The following is a 15,730-nucleotide window of genomic DNA, read 5'->3' on the forward strand; positions in this document are numbered from 1 at the left end:
CCGCTTACAACATACCGAGGGTCGCCCATACCTCCTCCAGTGCCGGCCTGCTAATTTAGAGGCTCGAACTACGCGGCAAGGACACACATGCCCAAGCAACCACGCCCCTGGACCCGACACACCGCCGCCGGCGCCATCGCACTTGCCACCCTCCTCGCAGGCTGCGCCACCCAATCCCCCATGACCCCAATCCCCAATCCCGGCCCACAAGGTGCCCGCGGCACCCCCGAAGGCTGCCAAGCCGACAAGCTCGGCGACGACGCCCTGATTGGCAAGACCGAAGCTGATGCCATCGCCCTGCTCCAAGGCTGCGCGTGGCGCTTCGGTAATCGGGAAGGCCAGCATATGCCCGGGACAATGGATTACAACCCGCAGCGGCGGACGTTGGATGTTAGGGATGGGAAGGTAGTGGGAGTTAGGCGGGGGTGAGGGATGGGGATAGTTGTTTGGTGAGGATGGCTGATATCGGCCAGGTCCTGCCATTGGAGTTTCGTTGGCGAGCGTCTGCTTTGCGGTGATGAACTGACGCTGGCCAGGACCGCGTTCGTTGATCCGATATGCCCATTCGCCAGGTAATGCCTGGTCGCGGCTGACCACTCGCGCGATCTGATACCGGCTAGGTCGTCGACTGCCCCAGTGCCATGATTCATCTACGGCTTTTTCGGCGGCACCGTTCCGTCCTCTGACCACAGATAGTCTTTAAATATTTCATGATAAATCGGGTAGAGGAGTAATACTTTTTCTCCGATAAACGTCGCCGCCTCAGTAAACGTCATCTTGCTGAGGGTCTCATTCTTAATTTCGTTTGGACGGAGTCGAGGCTCGTCAGGATTCTTGACGAGCATGCACTCTTTCTCCGCGTCATACTCAAATTCCATGCGTTTTTGCTTGATCATAGCTGCGTATCAAATCCTGTATGCGGCGTACGAATTTCATTGGCACCGAAACGAAGGCACATTTTTCATGTGGTCGAACTGTCCAAATACTTAATAGTCAGGCGTGCACTACCCTACTGGTTGAAAATCTATCAAAAATGTAAGATTCGAGCTTGGCGGCGACGTGGGGCGTGGTTGTGATGCGACTCCATGGGACCCTGTCGACCAAAACTCTCTTGATACCTTCACCCTTTCACTCGGGAGCAGGCGCTCTCCCTCCTCATTGGAAACATGCTTATGGTGGGCATAGAAATCTCGGTTCGCTGGTGCGACGAGGATCTTGTCGAACTGAGTATCCTTGCATCAAACGGTCGCTTTTCCGGCGAAGTCTTCGCGTATGCGAGCCACGATACAGCGACAAGTTTCGCGGCAGCTCTGCGGGGCTTTCCAAACGATGGGACTGACGTCCGTCAGTTCGAGATCGGGACTCTTGACCCAGCGTTTGCGGGCGGCGGTGCACGGCTTGAATTTGGTTGTCTTACTCTCACAGGCAAGGCATTCGTTGATGTAAGACTGCATGGCGATCGCGGCGACCGCCCCGAAGCGGCCTCGTTTGGAATTGAGATTGAAGCCGCCGCCATAGACGTATTTGTCCAAGAACTGAAGCAGCTTGGGGTGAGCGTCGGTGAGTCGGCCTCCCTTCGCGCAGTCTCATAGGACTGTAGCTACTTCGCCTGTCGCAACATGGCGGCCATTGAGACACAAAGATGAATGACTGAGTATTGGAGCGTTGCCGACAATCCACCTTAGACGTCGGGCGTCCCAGACGGGTCGATAACGGCCGCGGCATCCCGCTGAATTTCTGCTCGATTGGGAAGCCAAGACTCTCGGAACCCACGAGCAGTGACCTTGATCGAGAATTGACGGTAATTGCTCCTCACAAGACGCCAACTGAAAAGCACCAGTCATGACACACTTAACCGATATCTTTGCAGACTGCAAGTACCTCTATCTCGACAGGTTGTTCGAACCGACCGAGAATCAATTGACGATGCGAATCCTCGAGGCTAGGGGAAATGGTCCGATCCCACCCTCACTTCTGGACGCCGAACCGTTGAAGCCCCTGAAGGAGCATCTCGGCAACGCGAAGACCATTGAGCATTGTGCGGGTTGCCGTATCTTCGAAATTACGTGGACGAGCTATGTTGGATATTCTGTGCTCAACGAAAGCTTCGCGCTACCAGAGCCGGAGACTTCTATCCGCATTGGTCATCTCTTTGTCGAATATACGTCGTCCACCTACCTGGACTATCTCAAGCAGGCTTCTTGGGCCTGTGCGGACTACCCCGGCCCATACAGGCATTGGGCCGCGCTCTGTCTAAATCATATTGTTGACGTCGCCTCCGTCGACGAGCCAACAGTCGCAGTCTCGATTTCGTCAGAAAATGAAAGCGTCCAGCAGGGCAACTTCAACGTTCAGATTCACCGCAGTTGACATTGATGTTCGCCATCTTCCGGGTGTGCTGGGGCAATGCCGTGGATGGATAGTCGCTCTTGGCACTATTGAAAGACCGCGGCAGCCGTTCGTATCAGGTGAGCCTTTGGCACAAGACACCCGTTAGTGGCTAGGTGAATCAAAGCCCCCTCCTCCATTGGATCCACCTAACTCGTCCCCGCCAAGCCCCAACAGAAAATCACCTGCCAGTTCCACACACGAATCAAAACTCAATTGAAACCCCAGCCGCCGGATGCTGTTGAACTGCTCCCGCATGATCGGCACGCCAGCCCTTACTTGCTCGACAAAAGCCCGTGCATGCCGACCCAGATACGGCGCGGCGGCACTCAACGCTTGTGGCTCCCGCTCGATCACCATAGCCAGATCGAACAAGTCCCGTGCCGTCGCACGGTCGCCCCGATGGTAGAGCTTCTTGGCCACGATTTCCGCCGCGGTTTCGACCTTGACAGGCTGTCCCATGATTTCCCAGACCTCGAAGGGGTTTTCGGTGAGGTTCTGAGCGGCGACGATATCGATCTCGCCCGCATCGAGGACCAGCTTGACAAAGTTTGCTTGCTCCAGATAGTCGGCCGAAATCGCTTCCGCCACATCGCTTAGACGGGGCGTCACATAGCCAATATATTGCGGGTCTGGCACAAACAGATCGATATCGCGGGACAGCCGATGGTCATAGCGAAGCATCAGAACGGTGCCACCGCCAAATGTCCAGAACGGCTCGATCCCACCATGCTTGCGCACCTCATCCATCAAGGTAAAGGCATGCGGAAACAGGCTTTCCCAGGTGTCGCCTCTCAGTTTCACCTTCATGCCCACAGACCTCCGCGCGTGGCCGTCAACGCCTGCGCCAACTTGCGCAAGTTCTTCCAGATCTCAGATGGTTTGCGCTGCTGCCTGGTGGCGACTTCCGCCACGACCTTGGTGACTAGCTGGAGCGGGGCCTCGTCGAGGACCTGGGCGAGATGCGGACGGAAGGCCGGCGGCACCTGGCCAGTGACCAACGCCTGCTCAAGTTCCTCGGGCGTCAGTTCTCCGACATAGCTGACACTGGCTCCTTTCGCGGCCATCCACAGCGCCCTGGTTGGCCTTCCCTCGGCTTGCCGTTTGGATTCCGGATCGCCCACCTCCAGCGACAAACCAAGCACATCCAGCAACCGCCCCAGGGTATCAAGCGTGGCATTGACGTGACCCTGCTCTATCCCATTGAGTGACTGACGCGATACATTAGCCATCTCCGCCAATTGTTGCTGCGTGAGGCCCAAAGCGATCCGCTTGCCCTGGACGGCTGCGCCGAGCGTTGCTGCGTTCATTTTGCCCTCCGATTTTGTCAAGTATAGACGACAAAATTGGCTTGACCTCCGCTTCCTGCGGCCACAGCTTATACCCTGCGCCGTCTGGGACGTAGCCGCATATCATTTCAGCCAACCAAAGCGAAAGCGGGCTTGATGATTGCCTCGATGAGGCCGCCATGCCCCCTTAGCCGATATGACCGCCAACGGCCAAAGCGGCCTGTCGCTGATGTCCGCATTCCGGATACGCGAAGCTTCAATAGTCGATCGCCTTGATCGCGATCCTCCTTGACGCGCTGGGCCACCAAATCCCCGGAGCTTCAGCCGCTTGGCTGGGCGGGCAGCTCACCATCGTTGAGGCGGTTCTCGTGTGACGCGCAACTCACCTCGTCGTCCGTTGAGCGCGTAATGGACTTCACACTCGACGCGATAAGCTGAGAAAAAATCTGTAAACGCATCGTGCAATTCATGAGCCCATGGAAGCCTGTTTTCATCGGGAGCGAAGAAACGTCGGATTGCCTCCGGATTTTCTCGTAGATGAAATGTCTTGTTTCGGAGCTCTCGAAGCGGATGGCGGTGCCGTTTAATCATTTTTCCTATGGCATCACTCTTCGGAATCAACTTTTCAAAGGCTGCTGGGCGACTATTCTGCAGGAGAAGGTGCATTCCGCGGTCCTCGAAACCCTCGCATGTCACCGCAAGAAAACCTAGCCAGGAGGACAGATAGATTCGCAGATCAACAACCTTTCTGTGACTTAATGAATTGTCTTTCTTCCATTTCCGGTGCAGATTATCGTAGTTCTCGAGCATCAACTCGGCAGCCTGAAAATAATGGCTATGAAGTACCAGCACGATGTCCAGATTGCGAGGGGGGAGTCTGTCGTCAGGCAACCTGCTGTCAATGTCAACAGCTAGCGCACGTGCAAGGTGTGCGACGTAGAAGAGAGAATCATCTGAGCGAACCAGATGCCCTTCAGAGACTGCCGTCTCGAAGCACATCTGAAGATCATTCTGACTCTCGAAACCGTATGTTGATAACTTTTCGCTAGCAAAGAGAGACAGGCGCCACAGGTCAAATCCATCGATCTCCCCAAGATTTCCGAAATCAAAATCGACCTTTCCATCAGGGAGATAGACCATGCATCCGGCACCATGCTTCACGTACGTAATATCGCTATCAAGTAGGCCCTTTAGTGGAATGTCAGATTCAATCCACCGCCGGTTTGAAGTCGGCATACGGATACCGGACCGCTGCATGAGTACTAGGGCCTCATGTACCTTCGCCTGGTAATCACGAATCAGGTGAGCTAGATGTTTGTTCACGGAGCTGTTAGTCTATGTTGTTTTCGTCAGCGAGATGATTTTTCAGGTGTAAAGTAGCCACAACGCAAGGCAACTGCGGTCAATGCCAATCGCAGGGATCCAGCGCCGGAATCATTAGATTATGCCTGAAGTAGCTTCACAGACGCGGCGCATCAGGTGCATTGCTAGTGATATCGGCAATGCAGGTATCAGCCATCGGCAGCGAGAGCCAATGATTGGTAGAGGGTGCGTCTGGGATGATCGTTTCACGTCAATACCTATCGTTCAGCCCGTAGCGACGTGACCGGCAGCAATGGGTCGGCTACAGCCCGTCGCCGCTGGGTTCACCAGCCGCCCTGGGCAATCGGGCACTTACCGGCCATCTGCGAACATTGGCGAGCGACTTCGCGTAAACGTTGTGGCGGCCGATATGGTGCAGCGACGGAACTCCGACTGCGACCGTGTTCGTGACATTTACGATTGAAGCGACCGCCCATCACCCTAAACGTACAGGCTCAGTACCCGGCTGCGGTTGGAAGCAGTCATGCTTCGCGTGCTCAGTCCCTGCAGTAGCCTTCTGCCCGCCCGGACCGTCAAACAGTTCTTCTTGTCGGCGAGCCATTTCATTCCGGTCTCGGCGCCGTCGGTGGCGCGAATGACCTCCCTGGTCCCGTCGCGGTCGAATTCGATTCCGCCATCGGCATACCTGCCCTCGAACTTGCGCAGACCATCGAGATTCTGCACGGTGACATCGTACTTACCATGGCCACCGGCCAGCTCAAGGAACGTGCCTTCCGGTCCGGTCCACTTGCCGAGCCATTCATCAGTGCGCGGTGCGCTGGCGGTAGCCGGCATGTTTTCCGCATTCTTCTGAGAGGACGAGTTGCGATCCGAGCATCCGGCCATGGAAACGATGGCGACCAGCAATGCGGCGAGGAAGATATGGGGTGTCTTCATCAGTCGACTGACATGGGAATACATATGCGGATTTTCGCACGGCTGTCGAACAGGCTCTGTCCGCGCCCCTCTGATTGCCCGCCGTGCGGCCACGGACCAGTCAAATCGCCATTTCTTGCAGGAGTCGGGATCGACGCGTCAACGGTAGCGCGATTCGCCATACCTTCTGCTACGAGGGACTTTCGCTTACCTCTTGCCGGTTAGCCGGCGAGTACTGTATATTTATACAGTACTCGCCGCATCCCGGATAGGTTGACTCCTGAAGTCAAGCTCGTGCGGCGCCCGTGCTTTCTCTCCCCACCTCGAAAGGCAATCATGTTCGTGGACCGCACCGAAATCATCAACGCCGCCAAGGCCCTGCGCGCCAGCCAGGAAGAATCCAGGTACAGCAAGCTCGTCGCGCTCGCGAACAAGCAACTCAAGGCAATGCAAACGGCAATCCAGAAGGGCAAGGAAGAATTCGAGACCAGACTGGTACTTGACATCAATGAAGACAATCCGCAAGCAGCGCTAGAACCGCGCGCGCAACGGCTAGCCGACGACCTCAGAGCGCAGGGCTACACCGCAACGGTGACCACGTTTGCCGAGGTCAGCACCGACCGCAAGAACTGGACACCGAATATCACGGTCGCCATCGGTCTGGGCGACATGGTTTCCGAAGTCGACAATGCGATAGCGAAAAGTACCGCGACCAACGAGACGGAAGTCGCGCTGGCTGGCGAAGCTGCCAGCGAAATAGCCTGACAGCAGGCGGATGATCCGAGATAGGGACAGGCATCACGGGGTTCGCGCACAGTCGCGTGAGTGATGACTGTTCCTACGAAGGAAATCCGCGCGCGATCGCGGCTCGAATCGTGCACAGATGGCTGACTGCTTTTGAGTCTGTCGAGAGACCGCTCAGGGTCGGCAACGGCCGCGGCATCCCGCGTATCCATGCCCCAGCCAAAGCCTCCCGGCGGCACAGATCCACACGCTACCGCGGCCCCACCCCTACGCTGCGGCGCTAGGTCGTGCGGAAACATCCTCATACCACCGCTTCACCGCGACGTGCGTCTCGGGAATCGGCATCGCGAACGCCTTCGTCGCGAAGTCAACGGCAGCGAGTCCGGTGATGTCCGCCGCGGAAAAGCTGTCCCCCGCAATGAACGCGGCACGACCCAGCTGTACCTCCAGATCGTCGTAGAAATTCGCGACCCGTTGCTTGCTCCGCTCGACCAACGCCGGGATCTGGTCGTACCCGTGCGGCCCCGAAATGGCGCGCCCCTTGAGTCCCGCGACGGCATTGCGAACGCCTTCCATCACTGCGGCAAACCCCTCGATCTCCATGCGCCGTTCCCACATCGCGACCACGGCCTTGTCTGCCGCGGTCTTGCCATACAGCGATGGCGGCGCGTGGGCATCGTCGAGATAGCGCATGATCGTTGATGCTTCGCCGATGACCGTGCCGTCGTCGAGCACCAGGGTCGGCACGACGCCGCGCGGATTGATCGCGCGATAGGCGTCCGAGAGCTGCTCCCGCGTGCCGAGATCGACCGGCACGCGTTCCACTTCCAGCCCTTTTTCCGCTATCAGCATCCTGACACGGCGCGAGTTTGGCGAGCCGTTGGCATGATAAAGCTTCATTGTTTTCTCCACTTGGCGTTTCGGAATTTCAAAGTTTCAGAGTTTCGAGCCGCCGTCGACGCGCAGCGTCTCGCCGGTGATCCATCGCGCCCGGTCGGAGGCGAGAAACTCGACCGCCGCGCCGATGTCGTCGGGTTCGGCCATGCGCTTGAGTGCCTGCATGCCAAGCGTGAAGGCCCTGCCCTCCTCGCTCCTGGCGAAGCTGGACATCTCGGTCGGCACCACGCCGGGCGCCACGGCGTTGACGCGGATGCCGCGCTCGCCAAGTGCGGAGGCGAAGTGCCTGACGAGCGTGTCGATGGCGCCCTTGGTTGCCGAGTACGCCGGCAGTGTGCCCACAGCGGCATGCGCCGCGAGCGACGACAGCAGCACCACACTGCTGCCCTTGCACATGACCGGCAGCAATTGCTGGACGAGGAAGAACGGCGCCCTTACGTTCACAGCGAACAGGTCGTCGAAGTCTTCCACCGTGGTGTCCTCGATGGTCGCCGCGCGCGAGATGCCGGCATTGGCCACGAGGACGTCGAGCCGGCCGCCGATGATGGCGCGCGCCTGCTTTGCCAGCGCGTGGGGACCATCGGGAGCGCGCAGGTCGGCGGCGATCTTCTCGGCCTTGCCGCCGAGTGCGCGGATCTCGGCCACGACCGCATCCGCGTCGCGCGCCGCCGTTCCGTAGTGAACCAGCACCTGCGCGCCAGCCCTGGCCAGCGCGAGCGCGCTGGCGCGGCCGATGCCCCGCGATGCGCCCGTCACGAGCGCGGTCTTACCAGTCAATGTGTTCATGATCGATGGTTCCCTCGTTTGTGCCGATTTCATGCCGCTTTCGTGCTGCTCTTATGCCGCTTTCATGCCGCTTTCCAGACCGGGTAATCGGTGTAGCCCCGCGCGTCGCCGCCGTAGAAGGTGGCGCGATCGTAGGGATTCAGCGGCAAGCCCGTGCGCAGGCGCGACGGCAGGTCCGGATTGGCGATGAAGTGCCGCCCGAAGGCCACCGCATCGACATGGCCGCGCGTGATTTCGGCCTGCGCCTCAGTGCCGTCGAACCCGCCCGCGGCGATCACCGGTCCGCCGAAGTGCGCGCGCAGGTCACGCGCCGCAACGGCATGCAGGCCGGCGGCGATCTCTTCCGAGCCCACCACGCGCGGCTCCACGACGTGCAGGTAGGCCAGTTGCCGGCCCGACAGCGCCTGCGCCACATAGCGGAAATCCGACTCGGAATCACTGTTGGACATGCCGTTGAACCCGCTGCTCGGCGACAGCCGCACGCCGACACGTCCCGCGCCCCAGATCGTGCGGACGGCATCCACCACCTCGATCAGCAGGCGCGCGCGGTTTTCGATCGAGCCACCGTAGCGATCGGTACGCCGGTTGCTGCCATCCTGCAGGAACTGGTCGAGCAGATAGCCATTGGCGGCGTGGATCTCCACGCCATCGAACCCGGCCTGCAGGGCACGTCTGGCGGCGCTGGCATAGTCGTCGACGACAGCGGAAATCTCCGTGGTTGCAAGCGCCCGCGCCGGCGAGACCGGCGTCCACCCGTCCGCCGTGAAGGCGACGCCCTCGTAGGGCACGACCGAGGCCGTGACCGGCGCCGCGCCGCCGGTCAGGCTCGCGTGCGAGGTCCGGCCGACATGCCACAGTTGCGCGACGATACGCGCGCCGCGCGCATGCACGGCGGCCACGATCGGTTTCCAGGCTGCCATCTGGGCATCGGTGTACAGCCCGGGCGCCCCGAGGTAGCCCCGGCCCGTGACCGAGACCGTGGTGGCTTCGCCGATGATCAGGCCGCCCGCCGACGCGCGCTGCGCGTAGTAGTCGCGCATCAGGGCATTGGGCACATCGCCGTCCCGGTCGGCGCGCAGCCGGGTCAGCGGCGCCATGACGACGCGATGATCCAGCCGGATCTCGCCCAGCTCCAGCGAGCTGAACAGTGTGTTGGTGTTGGACATGATGGTTCTTTCCAGAATGAGGTGGCGCGTATCAACCGGCGGTCTTGCCGCCGTCGACGGTGAGAATCTGGCCCGTGACAAACGCCGCGCCCGCGGACGCGAGATAGATCACGGCCGCCGCGATGTCCTCGGGCTTGCCGAGGCGGGCCAGCGGTACGCCGCCGGCCAGCGCGGCCTTGTTCTCCGGCGTCCCCGTGAAGCGGTCGAGCATGCCGGTCTCGGTGGGTCCCGGCGCTACCGCGTTGACGCGCACCCCGGTGCCGGCGACTTCGAGCGCCGCCGACTTCGTGATGCCTTCCACCGCATGCTTGCTGCCCGCGTAGACCGAGGCATAGGCCGCGCCTTCGTGGCCGTAGGTGGACGAGATGTTGATCACGACACCGGAACGCTGCGCCGTCATGACGCGAAGCTCGTGCTTGAGGCTGAGCAATGTGCCCAGCACATTGGTGTCGAACGTGGCCGCATAGCTGTCGGCGGTCTGCTCGGTCACCGGACCCGGCCTGCCCTCCGTGCCGGCATTGTTGACGGCGACATCCAGCCGGCCGAAGCGCGACACGGCCTGATCGACGAGATGGCGGACGTCCTGGTCGTGGCGCACATCGGCCTGCACGAAGAAGGCATCGGCGCCGAGCTCGCGCAGCTCGGCTTCGAGCGCGGCGCCTTCGGCGGGCCGGCGGCCCGAGACGACGAGCTTCGCGCCGGTGCGGGCGAATGCGACGGCGGTGGCGCGGCCGATGCCGGTCAGTGCGCCAGTGATGAGAACGACGGGATTGCTCATGGGAAACTCCTGTAAAGTATCGCTGCCACGCATGGGTTGGCGTTGCGCGGATAGCGGAACACGGTCGCTACAGGAGCCAATCTAGAGGCTTTCAGCACCCGCGAAAAAGACTTTGTAAGCCTGTAGGCATGCCTGTCAGGCATGAGGCGGATGGCACACGGATGGAACTGAGACATCTTCGATATTTCATCGCGGTGGCGGAAGCGGGCAGCCTGACCGAGGCCGCGGCCAATCGGCTTCATACGTCACAGCCCTCGCTAAGCCGGCAGATCCGCGATCTGGAGGAACAGGTCGGCGTGGAACTACTGCGCCGCAGCGCGCACGGCGTGACGCTGACGGACGCAGGCCGGGCCTTCATCGACCATGCGCGGCTGGCCATGGCGCAGGTCGACGCCGCGGTGGAAGCGGCCCGCCGCGCGGCACAACCCGCCAAGCCGCGCTTCGCACTCGGCTTTCTGACCGGCCAGGAGATGACATGGCTGACGGACGCCATGCACTTGTTGCGCGCGGAGCTGCCGAATATCGAGGTGAGCGTGTCGAGCGACTACTCCACGGAGCTGGCCGCCGCGGTGGCCCACGGCAAGCTGGACGTCGCCTTCATGCGCGCCGAGCCCGGATACGACCTCGAATACCAGGTCGTTGCCAGGGAGCCGCTGGTCGTGCTGATGCCGAGCGATCATGCATTGACCGCGCGCGACGCCCTGCGCGCGGAGGATCTCCGGAACGAGCCGTTCATCGCGATGGGAGACAAGGCGAGAGTGCTGCGGCAGGTCGTCGACGCCTATCTGGCCAGTTCGGGCGTAGACGTCGAGATCGCGCAGAGCGTCGACAATCCGGCCATGGTGATGTCGCTGATTGCATCGACCCGGGGCGTGACGCTGATCCCCGCCTATGTGGAGAACCTGATGCCGTGGTCGGTGGTCAGCCGGCCGCTGACCGGTGAAATCCCGACCATCGATCTCGTCGTCGGGTATAGCCCGAGCAATACCGCGCCAACGCTGCGGCTGTTCCTGTCCCGGCTCGACGAACTGAGATCGAGGATCGCCGGGCGCGCCGGGCGGTGAGTGCCGCCCTCTTACTGCGCGGGCGGCTGCCCCGAGGAAAGTATCGTCTTCAGTTTTGTGCCGCCAATGGATTCGCAACTGGAAGGCTTCGTATCAGTCCATTGGACCGCGACGCCGCGAACGACGGGCCGGACCATGCGCCACGGCCAGAAGCCAAACCGCTGTGATCCGGTGTACTGGACGATTGCGTCCGCTCCGCGCAATTGGGCGTACTCCGCCATTTTCGGCAGAATGTCCTGCACGCTGCCGTAGGTTCCCTTGCCGATCTTGATGTTCTTGATGATCTTGTATTTCTGGCTGGCGGGCGGGAGGTGCGCGAAGAAGCAGAATTCGCCGAGGTCGCCGTGAAGATCGTTCGCCGGGGTTTCGCCGTCTTTGGAGATATCCACTTCCGCGTCGGGGCTGGCATCCGAAGCCGGCTCCGCCGAATATGCGCTATTTTCGGCTATGCCGATAGCGAACAATGACGCGATCAACGCAACTACGAATTGCCGTGCAGGGTTCATTGGGGGATCTCGACGATCAGCGTCGGGTTGGTGTCTTGTGATGGGAGACGGGATAGTAACTAATTGTAAGTCTGCCGACCAAGGGATCGTTGTCAGTTCACCCGGGTCGCGCACGGTGGCGGCAATCCCTGGCCATGACGGCGGCCGGGCGCTGACCTGCCTGCCAGGGACCGCGACCGGCCGGCGGGCGCAGCGGCTCGGAAAAGAGACGGCCCCGCACGTCCGGTCGGCTATGATGCCAATCCTCTCCGAAGTGGCCCCCATGATCGCCGTCCGTAATGTCACGCTGGTCACGCTGCGCCGCGGTCACGCTGCGCGGCGGCGTCAATGTCGTACTCGACCGCGCGTCCGCCACCTTCAACCATTTCAGCTATCGTGCGGACAAGCGCGCTCCAGCGCGGGAATCGGCCTGAAGGGACATTCGCCTTGTGGCGAAAAGTGTTTCAATCGCGGTTTGAACGTCGTGCCAGACTCGAGCCGGGCGGCAAGGCGAACATCGCCGTCACCGAGGACATCGCGGAGGACCCGAGCGCGGTGGCGTCACGGCAAAGGGCCGGACAGCATCACCATCACACTCCGCCCCCACGACGAACAAGGCAGCTCCGGCACGGAGCCGGACAATAGCGGTCGCATCATTTTTAGCACCATTTTTTTTGGAATTCCCCCATGGAAATCAAGGTCAACTTTCTCGACAAGCTACGTCTTGAAGCCAAGTTCGATGACTTCACGGTAATAGCCGACCAGCCTATCCGCTACAAGGGCGATGGCTCCGCACCGGGTCCGTTCGATTATTTTCTGGCCTCGTCGGCCTTGTGCGCGGCTTACTTTGTTAAGTTGTACTGCGTAACCCGCAACATTTCGACCGAGAACATCCGCCTGTCGCAGAATAACATTATCGACCCGGAAAACCGATATCAGCAGATTTTCAAGATTCAGGTCGAGCTGCCGACGGATATTTCCGCCAAGGACCGCCAGGGCATCTTGCGCTCCATCGATCGCTGTACGGTAAAAAAAGTGGTGCAAACTGGACCCGAGTTCGTGATCGAAGAGGTAGAGAACCTGGATGCCGATGCCCAGTCGTTGCTGACGTTGAAGCCGGCACCCGACGCCAGCACCTATATTGCGGGCAAGGATCTGCCATTGGAGCAGACCATCGCCAATATGTCGGGCATTCTGGCGGGCTTGGGGATGAAGATAGAAATCGCTTCATGGCGTAATATCGTTCCCAATGTCTGGTCGCTCCATATCCGTGATGCGCACTCGCCAATGTGCTTTACCAATGGCAAGGGAGCGACCAAGGAAAGCGCGCTGGCATCGGCGCTGGGGGAATTTATCGAGCGCCTGAGTTGCAATCACTTTTATGCAGGTACGTTTTGGGGCGAAGACTTCGCCAATGCCGCATTTTTACATTACCCGAACGAGCGCTGGTTCAAGCCTGGGCCCAAAGATGCGCTGCCGGCTGAAATTCTCGATGCATACTGCCTGCCCATTTACAATCCCGATGGCGAGTTACGCGGCTCGCACCTGTACGAAACCAACTCGGGAAATTTGCAGCGCGGTATCTGTTCGCTGCCGTATATACGGCAGTCGGACGGCGAAGTGGTGTATTTCCCGTCCAATCTGATCGAAAACCTCTACGCCAGCAATGGCATGAGTGCCGGTAATACACTGGCCGAAGCGCAGGTGCAATGCTTGTCGGAAATTTTCGAACGGGCGGTAAAGCGCGAAATTCTGGAAGGCGAAATGGCACTGCCCGATGTGCCCCGCGAGGTGCTGGCGAAATACCCTGGCATTCTGGCTGGCATTCAGGGGCTGGAAGAGCAAGGCTTTCCGATATTGGTGAAGGACGCTTCGTTGGGTGGAATTTATCCGGTGATGTGCGTCACCTTGATGAACCCGCGAACCGGCGGTGTCTTTGCTTCGTTCGGCGCGCATCCCAGCTTCGAAGTGGCGCTGGAACGGAGTCTGACAGAATTGCTACAGGGTCGCAGTTTTGAAGGCCTGAACGATTTGCCGCAGCCCACCTTTGTCACTAACGCCGTGACTGAGCCAAACAATTTTGTTGAACACTTCATTGATTCCAGCGGCGTGGTGTCGTGGCGCTTTTTCAGCGCCAAGGCGAATTTCGATTTTGTCGAGTGGGATTTTTCCGCCCGAGGCGAGAACGCCAATGCCGAGGAAGCAGCGACCTTGCTCGGCATTCTTGAGGACATGGGCAAAGAGGTGTACATCGCGGTGTATGACCAGCTTGGCGCCGTTGCTTGCCGGATTCTGGTGCCGGGCTATTCGGAAGTCTATCCTGTAGAAGATTTGATCTGGGATAACACCAACAAGGCACTGTCGTTCCGCGCGGATATCCTGAACCTGCATTGCCTGGACGACGCAAGCCTGGAGGCTCTGCTTGAGCGTCTGGACAACAGCGAGCTCGATGAGTACGCCGACATCGCCACGCTGATCGGCATCGAATTTGACGAGAATACGGATTGGGGACAGTTGACAGTGTTGGAGCTGAAGCTGCTCATTCATCTCGCCTTGCAACAGTTTGAGGCGGCGCACGAACTGGTGGGCGCCTTCTTGCAGTACAACGACAACACGGTCGAGCGCGGACTGTTTTACCAGGCCTTGAATGTGGTGCTGGAGGTGCTGTTGGATGACGACCTGAACCTGGACGACTACGCGGTCAACTTCCGTCGGATGTATGGCGATGCGCGGATGGACGCGGTGCTGGGTTCAGTGGACGGCAGCGTGCGTTTCTTTGGTCTGACGCCAACCAGTATGAAATTGGAGGGCCTCGACAGACACCACCGCCTGATTGACAGCTACAGAAAATTGCACTCGGCACGGGCAAACGCAGCGGCTACAGCCGGTTAAGGCTGAGGCCCTCCGTTCTGCAGCACGCGGATGCCGACGGAAATGCAATATCCGGTGGAAGCGCGCGGCTAGCAAGCGGGTAGCATCGCGGCGAGGTTCGGCAGGACTCGCGCCTACTTCGCATCCACAACAACCGGCACCGTCTGTGTCTTCCACGACTCCGTCGGCAGTTTCCACAACGGCGGCATCTGCGAAAACGGCGGCACGGTATGGACCAGCCTGGCCAGTGCAAGGCGGCTGTCCGTGCCGATCTTGCTGAAGATGGCCTTCAGGTGCGCCTTGACGGTATCGAGGCCGACGTTCATCGCGGCGGCGATGGCTTCGTTGGATTTGCCCTGGGCCAGCCATACGGCCGCTTCGATCTGCCGTTGCGTCAGGCCGGGAAAGGCAAAGTGAAGGCGGTCCGCGGCGGAGAGCTTGTCGACCGTGCGCTGCTGTGCCTGGCGATAGACGCGCAGCACGTGCGCGCGGTAGGTCTGCAGCCGGTCGCGCTCGGCATCGCTGTACGCCGGCCGGCCAACGATGCGATGCGCGCTCAGATCCAGCGAGTATTCGCCGTGCTGGATCAGCACGCCCATGATGCGGCGGGCGCCGGATGGCAGGAACACTTCCTGGGCCATCGGCAGCGCCATGAATTCGTCGTCGCTGAAGATGTCTGACTCGCGAATGGCCCGCTCGCCATAGAAGGCCGGGTCTTTCTGCCAGAAAGGATGGCTGCCGGCATGGCGCGCGTAGGCCGCGAAGGCCTGCTCGCGCCGGCCGGGGGCGTCTTCGATCGACAGCAGCGCGCGCAGTTCTCCGCTTCGATGGTGAATCTCCGTCCAGGCGACGACATCGGCGTCGGTCAACCTGATTACCCCATCGAACAGAACGCCTGGCAACGTCAGCAGGTCAGGCTCGGTTTCATACAGACGCACGATTTCCTGCAGCAGGATGGGGTCGGTGTGCATGACTACTCGTTCGGGTAATGGCATTTTTCTGCGGCAAATCTTACATTAGCGCG

Annotated in this window: 18 protein-coding genes; 7 read left to right on the plus strand and 11 right to left on the minus strand. The window is 60.1% G+C overall.

What is annotated here, in order from left to right; all coding sequences use genetic code 11:
* Window positions 1–87 precede the first annotated feature (87 nt).
* On the plus strand, window positions 88–429 hold the full coding sequence (locus tag K206_RS44200) for a hypothetical protein (RefSeq protein ID WP_081651281.1): 342 nt from the start codon (window positions 88–90) through the stop codon (window positions 427–429).
* Between the two features lie 221 nt (window positions 430–650).
* Here the strand turns inward: K206_RS44200 and K206_RS42515 are convergent, their stop codons facing one another.
* On the minus strand, window positions 651–878 hold the full coding sequence (locus K206_RS42515; protein ID WP_155887901.1) for a hypothetical protein: 228 nt from the start codon (window positions 876–878) through the stop codon (window positions 651–653).
* Between the two features lie 294 nt (window positions 879–1,172).
* On the opposite strand from K206_RS42515, the gene K206_RS42520 reads away from it, so the two are divergent.
* Together K206_RS42520 and K206_RS42525 are read left to right on the plus strand one after the other, a co-directional pair.
* Window positions 1,173–1,592, plus strand: coding sequence for a hypothetical protein (locus K206_RS42520; protein ID WP_155887902.1), 420 nt, complete (start codon window positions 1,173–1,175; stop codon window positions 1,590–1,592).
* A gap of 250 nt (window positions 1,593–1,842) precedes the next feature.
* Window positions 1,843–2,370 carry a hypothetical protein gene (locus tag K206_RS42525; RefSeq protein WP_155887903.1) on the plus strand — a complete coding sequence of 176 codons (528 nt, stop codon included), beginning with the start codon at window positions 1,843–1,845 and terminating at the stop codon, window positions 2,368–2,370.
* Between the two features lie 123 nt (window positions 2,371–2,493).
* On the opposite strand, the gene K206_RS0101450 is transcribed toward K206_RS42525, so the two are convergent.
* From K206_RS0101450 to K206_RS37300, 4 genes are all read right to left on the minus strand, one after another.
* A complete protein-coding gene (locus K206_RS0101450) occupies window positions 2,494–3,198 on the minus strand; it encodes a nucleotidyl transferase AbiEii/AbiGii toxin family protein (RefSeq protein ID WP_020200627.1) in 705 nt (234 codons plus the stop codon).
* The gene (locus tag K206_RS0101455) at window positions 3,195–3,698 is read right to left on the minus strand and encodes a helix-turn-helix domain-containing protein (RefSeq protein WP_020200628.1); all 504 of its coding nucleotides are present in this window, start codon (window positions 3,696–3,698) and stop codon (window positions 3,195–3,197) included. Before K206_RS0101455 ends, K206_RS0101450 begins: the two co-directional genes overlap by 4 nt.
* Before the next feature lie 324 nt (window positions 3,699–4,022).
* Window positions 4,023–5,000, minus strand: coding sequence for a hypothetical protein (locus tag K206_RS41275; protein WP_081651282.1), 978 nt, complete (start codon window positions 4,998–5,000; stop codon window positions 4,023–4,025).
* A 480-nt stretch (window positions 5,001–5,480) separates the two neighbouring features.
* Window positions 5,481–5,936, minus strand: coding sequence for a hypothetical protein (locus K206_RS37300; RefSeq protein ID WP_196812826.1), 456 nt, complete (start codon window positions 5,934–5,936; stop codon window positions 5,481–5,483).
* Between the two features lie 315 nt (window positions 5,937–6,251).
* Here K206_RS37300 and K206_RS0101475 point away from each other — a divergent pair, with 315 nt between their 5' ends.
* Window positions 6,252–6,680 (plus strand): hypothetical protein, encoded by a 429-nt coding sequence (locus K206_RS0101475; protein ID WP_020200631.1) that lies wholly within the window; start codon window positions 6,252–6,254, stop codon window positions 6,678–6,680.
* Window positions 6,681–6,926: 246 nt separating this feature from the next.
* On the opposite strand, the gene K206_RS0101480 is transcribed toward K206_RS0101475, so the two are convergent.
* The 4 genes from K206_RS0101480 to K206_RS0101495 form a co-directional block, all read right to left on the minus strand.
* Window positions 6,927–7,559 carry a glutathione S-transferase family protein gene (locus tag K206_RS0101480; protein ID WP_020423623.1) on the minus strand — a complete coding sequence of 211 codons (633 nt, stop codon included), beginning with the start codon at window positions 7,557–7,559 and terminating at the stop codon, window positions 6,927–6,929.
* 36 nt (window positions 7,560–7,595) lie between these two features.
* Window positions 7,596–8,342, minus strand: coding sequence for an SDR family NAD(P)-dependent oxidoreductase (locus K206_RS0101485; protein ID WP_029043102.1), 747 nt, complete (start codon window positions 8,340–8,342; stop codon window positions 7,596–7,598).
* A gap of 62 nt (window positions 8,343–8,404) precedes the next feature.
* Window positions 8,405–9,508 (minus strand): alkene reductase, encoded by a 1,104-nt coding sequence (locus K206_RS0101490; RefSeq protein WP_020200634.1) that lies wholly within the window; start codon window positions 9,506–9,508, stop codon window positions 8,405–8,407.
* Between the two features lie 31 nt (window positions 9,509–9,539).
* The gene (locus K206_RS0101495) at window positions 9,540–10,286 is read right to left on the minus strand and encodes an SDR family NAD(P)-dependent oxidoreductase (RefSeq protein ID WP_020200635.1); all 747 of its coding nucleotides are present in this window, start codon (window positions 10,284–10,286) and stop codon (window positions 9,540–9,542) included.
* A 161-nt stretch (window positions 10,287–10,447) separates the two neighbouring features.
* Here K206_RS0101495 and K206_RS0101500 point away from each other — a divergent pair, with 161 nt between their 5' ends.
* Window positions 10,448–11,350 carry a LysR family transcriptional regulator gene (locus K206_RS0101500; protein ID WP_020200636.1) on the plus strand — a complete coding sequence of 301 codons (903 nt, stop codon included), beginning with the start codon at window positions 10,448–10,450 and terminating at the stop codon, window positions 11,348–11,350.
* A gap of 11 nt (window positions 11,351–11,361) precedes the next feature.
* Here the strand turns inward: K206_RS0101500 and K206_RS0101505 are convergent, their stop codons facing one another.
* Window positions 11,362–11,856 (minus strand): hypothetical protein, encoded by a 495-nt coding sequence (locus K206_RS0101505; RefSeq protein WP_029043103.1) that lies wholly within the window; start codon window positions 11,854–11,856, stop codon window positions 11,362–11,364.
* Window positions 11,857–12,134: 278 nt separating this feature from the next.
* On the opposite strand from K206_RS0101505, the gene K206_RS44595 reads away from it, so the two are divergent.
* Both K206_RS44595 and K206_RS0101510 read left to right on the plus strand, forming a co-directional pair.
* Complete coding sequence (locus tag K206_RS44595; protein WP_255359623.1) at window positions 12,135–12,269, plus strand: hypothetical protein; 135 nt, start codon at window positions 12,135–12,137, stop codon at window positions 12,267–12,269.
* Window positions 12,270–12,522: 253 nt separating this feature from the next.
* Window positions 12,523–14,727: an OsmC domain/YcaO domain-containing protein gene (locus K206_RS0101510; RefSeq protein WP_020200638.1), complete on the plus strand. Its 2,205-nt coding sequence runs from the start codon at window positions 12,523–12,525 to the stop codon at window positions 14,725–14,727.
* A gap of 113 nt (window positions 14,728–14,840) precedes the next feature.
* Here the strand turns inward: K206_RS0101510 and K206_RS0101515 are convergent, their stop codons facing one another.
* Window positions 14,841–15,677, minus strand: coding sequence for a helix-turn-helix transcriptional regulator (locus K206_RS0101515; RefSeq protein ID WP_020200639.1), 837 nt, complete (start codon window positions 15,675–15,677; stop codon window positions 14,841–14,843).
* Between the last annotated feature and the right edge of the window lie 53 nt (window positions 15,678–15,730).

The organism is Cupriavidus sp. WS, from assembly GCF_000395345.1.
Lineage (GTDB): Bacteria > Pseudomonadota > Gammaproteobacteria > Burkholderiales > Burkholderiaceae > Cupriavidus > Cupriavidus basilensis_B.

Bases quoted from the DNA above. Each gene is read 5' to 3' on its own strand.
- K206_RS0101480 (WP_020423623.1), bottom strand. From the start codon at position 7,559: ATGAAGCTTTATCATGCCAACGGCTCGCCAAACTCGCGCCGTGTCAGG.
- K206_RS0101475 (WP_020200631.1), top strand. From the start codon at position 6,252: ATGTTCGTGGACCGCACCGAAATCATCAACGCCGCCAAGGCCCTGCGC.
- K206_RS44595 (WP_255359623.1), top strand. From the start codon at position 12,135: ATGTCACGCTGGTCACGCTGCGCCGCGGTCACGCTGCGCGGCGGCGTC.
- K206_RS0101485 (WP_029043102.1), bottom strand. From the start codon at position 8,342: ATGAACACATTGACTGGTAAGACCGCGCTCGTGACGGGCGCATCGCGG.
- K206_RS0101515 (WP_020200639.1), bottom strand. From the start codon at position 15,677: ATGCACACCGACCCCATCCTGCTGCAGGAAATCGTGCGTCTGTATGAA.
- K206_RS42515 (WP_155887901.1), bottom strand. From the start codon at position 878: ATGGAATTTGAGTATGACGCGGAGAAAGAGTGCATGCTCGTCAAGAAT.
- K206_RS42525 (WP_155887903.1), top strand. From the start codon at position 1,843: ATGACACACTTAACCGATATCTTTGCAGACTGCAAGTACCTCTATCTC.
- K206_RS42520 (WP_155887902.1), top strand. From the start codon at position 1,173: ATGGTGGGCATAGAAATCTCGGTTCGCTGGTGCGACGAGGATCTTGTC.
- K206_RS37300 (WP_196812826.1), bottom strand. From the start codon at position 5,936: ATGAAGACACCCCATATCTTCCTCGCCGCATTGCTGGTCGCCATCGTT.
- K206_RS0101455 (WP_020200628.1), bottom strand. From the start codon at position 3,698: ATGAACGCAGCAACGCTCGGCGCAGCCGTCCAGGGCAAGCGGATCGCT.
- K206_RS0101500 (WP_020200636.1), top strand. From the start codon at position 10,448: ATGGAACTGAGACATCTTCGATATTTCATCGCGGTGGCGGAAGCGGGC.
- K206_RS0101450 (WP_020200627.1), bottom strand. From the start codon at position 3,198: ATGAAGGTGAAACTGAGAGGCGACACCTGGGAAAGCCTGTTTCCGCAT.
- K206_RS44200 (WP_081651281.1), top strand. From the start codon at position 88: ATGCCCAAGCAACCACGCCCCTGGACCCGACACACCGCCGCCGGCGCC.
- K206_RS0101510 (WP_020200638.1), top strand. From the start codon at position 12,523: ATGGAAATCAAGGTCAACTTTCTCGACAAGCTACGTCTTGAAGCCAAG.
- K206_RS0101505 (WP_029043103.1), bottom strand. From the start codon at position 11,856: ATGAACCCTGCACGGCAATTCGTAGTTGCGTTGATCGCGTCATTGTTC.
- K206_RS0101490 (WP_020200634.1), bottom strand. From the start codon at position 9,508: ATGTCCAACACCAACACACTGTTCAGCTCGCTGGAGCTGGGCGAGATC.
- K206_RS0101495 (WP_020200635.1), bottom strand. From the start codon at position 10,286: ATGAGCAATCCCGTCGTTCTCATCACTGGCGCACTGACCGGCATCGGC.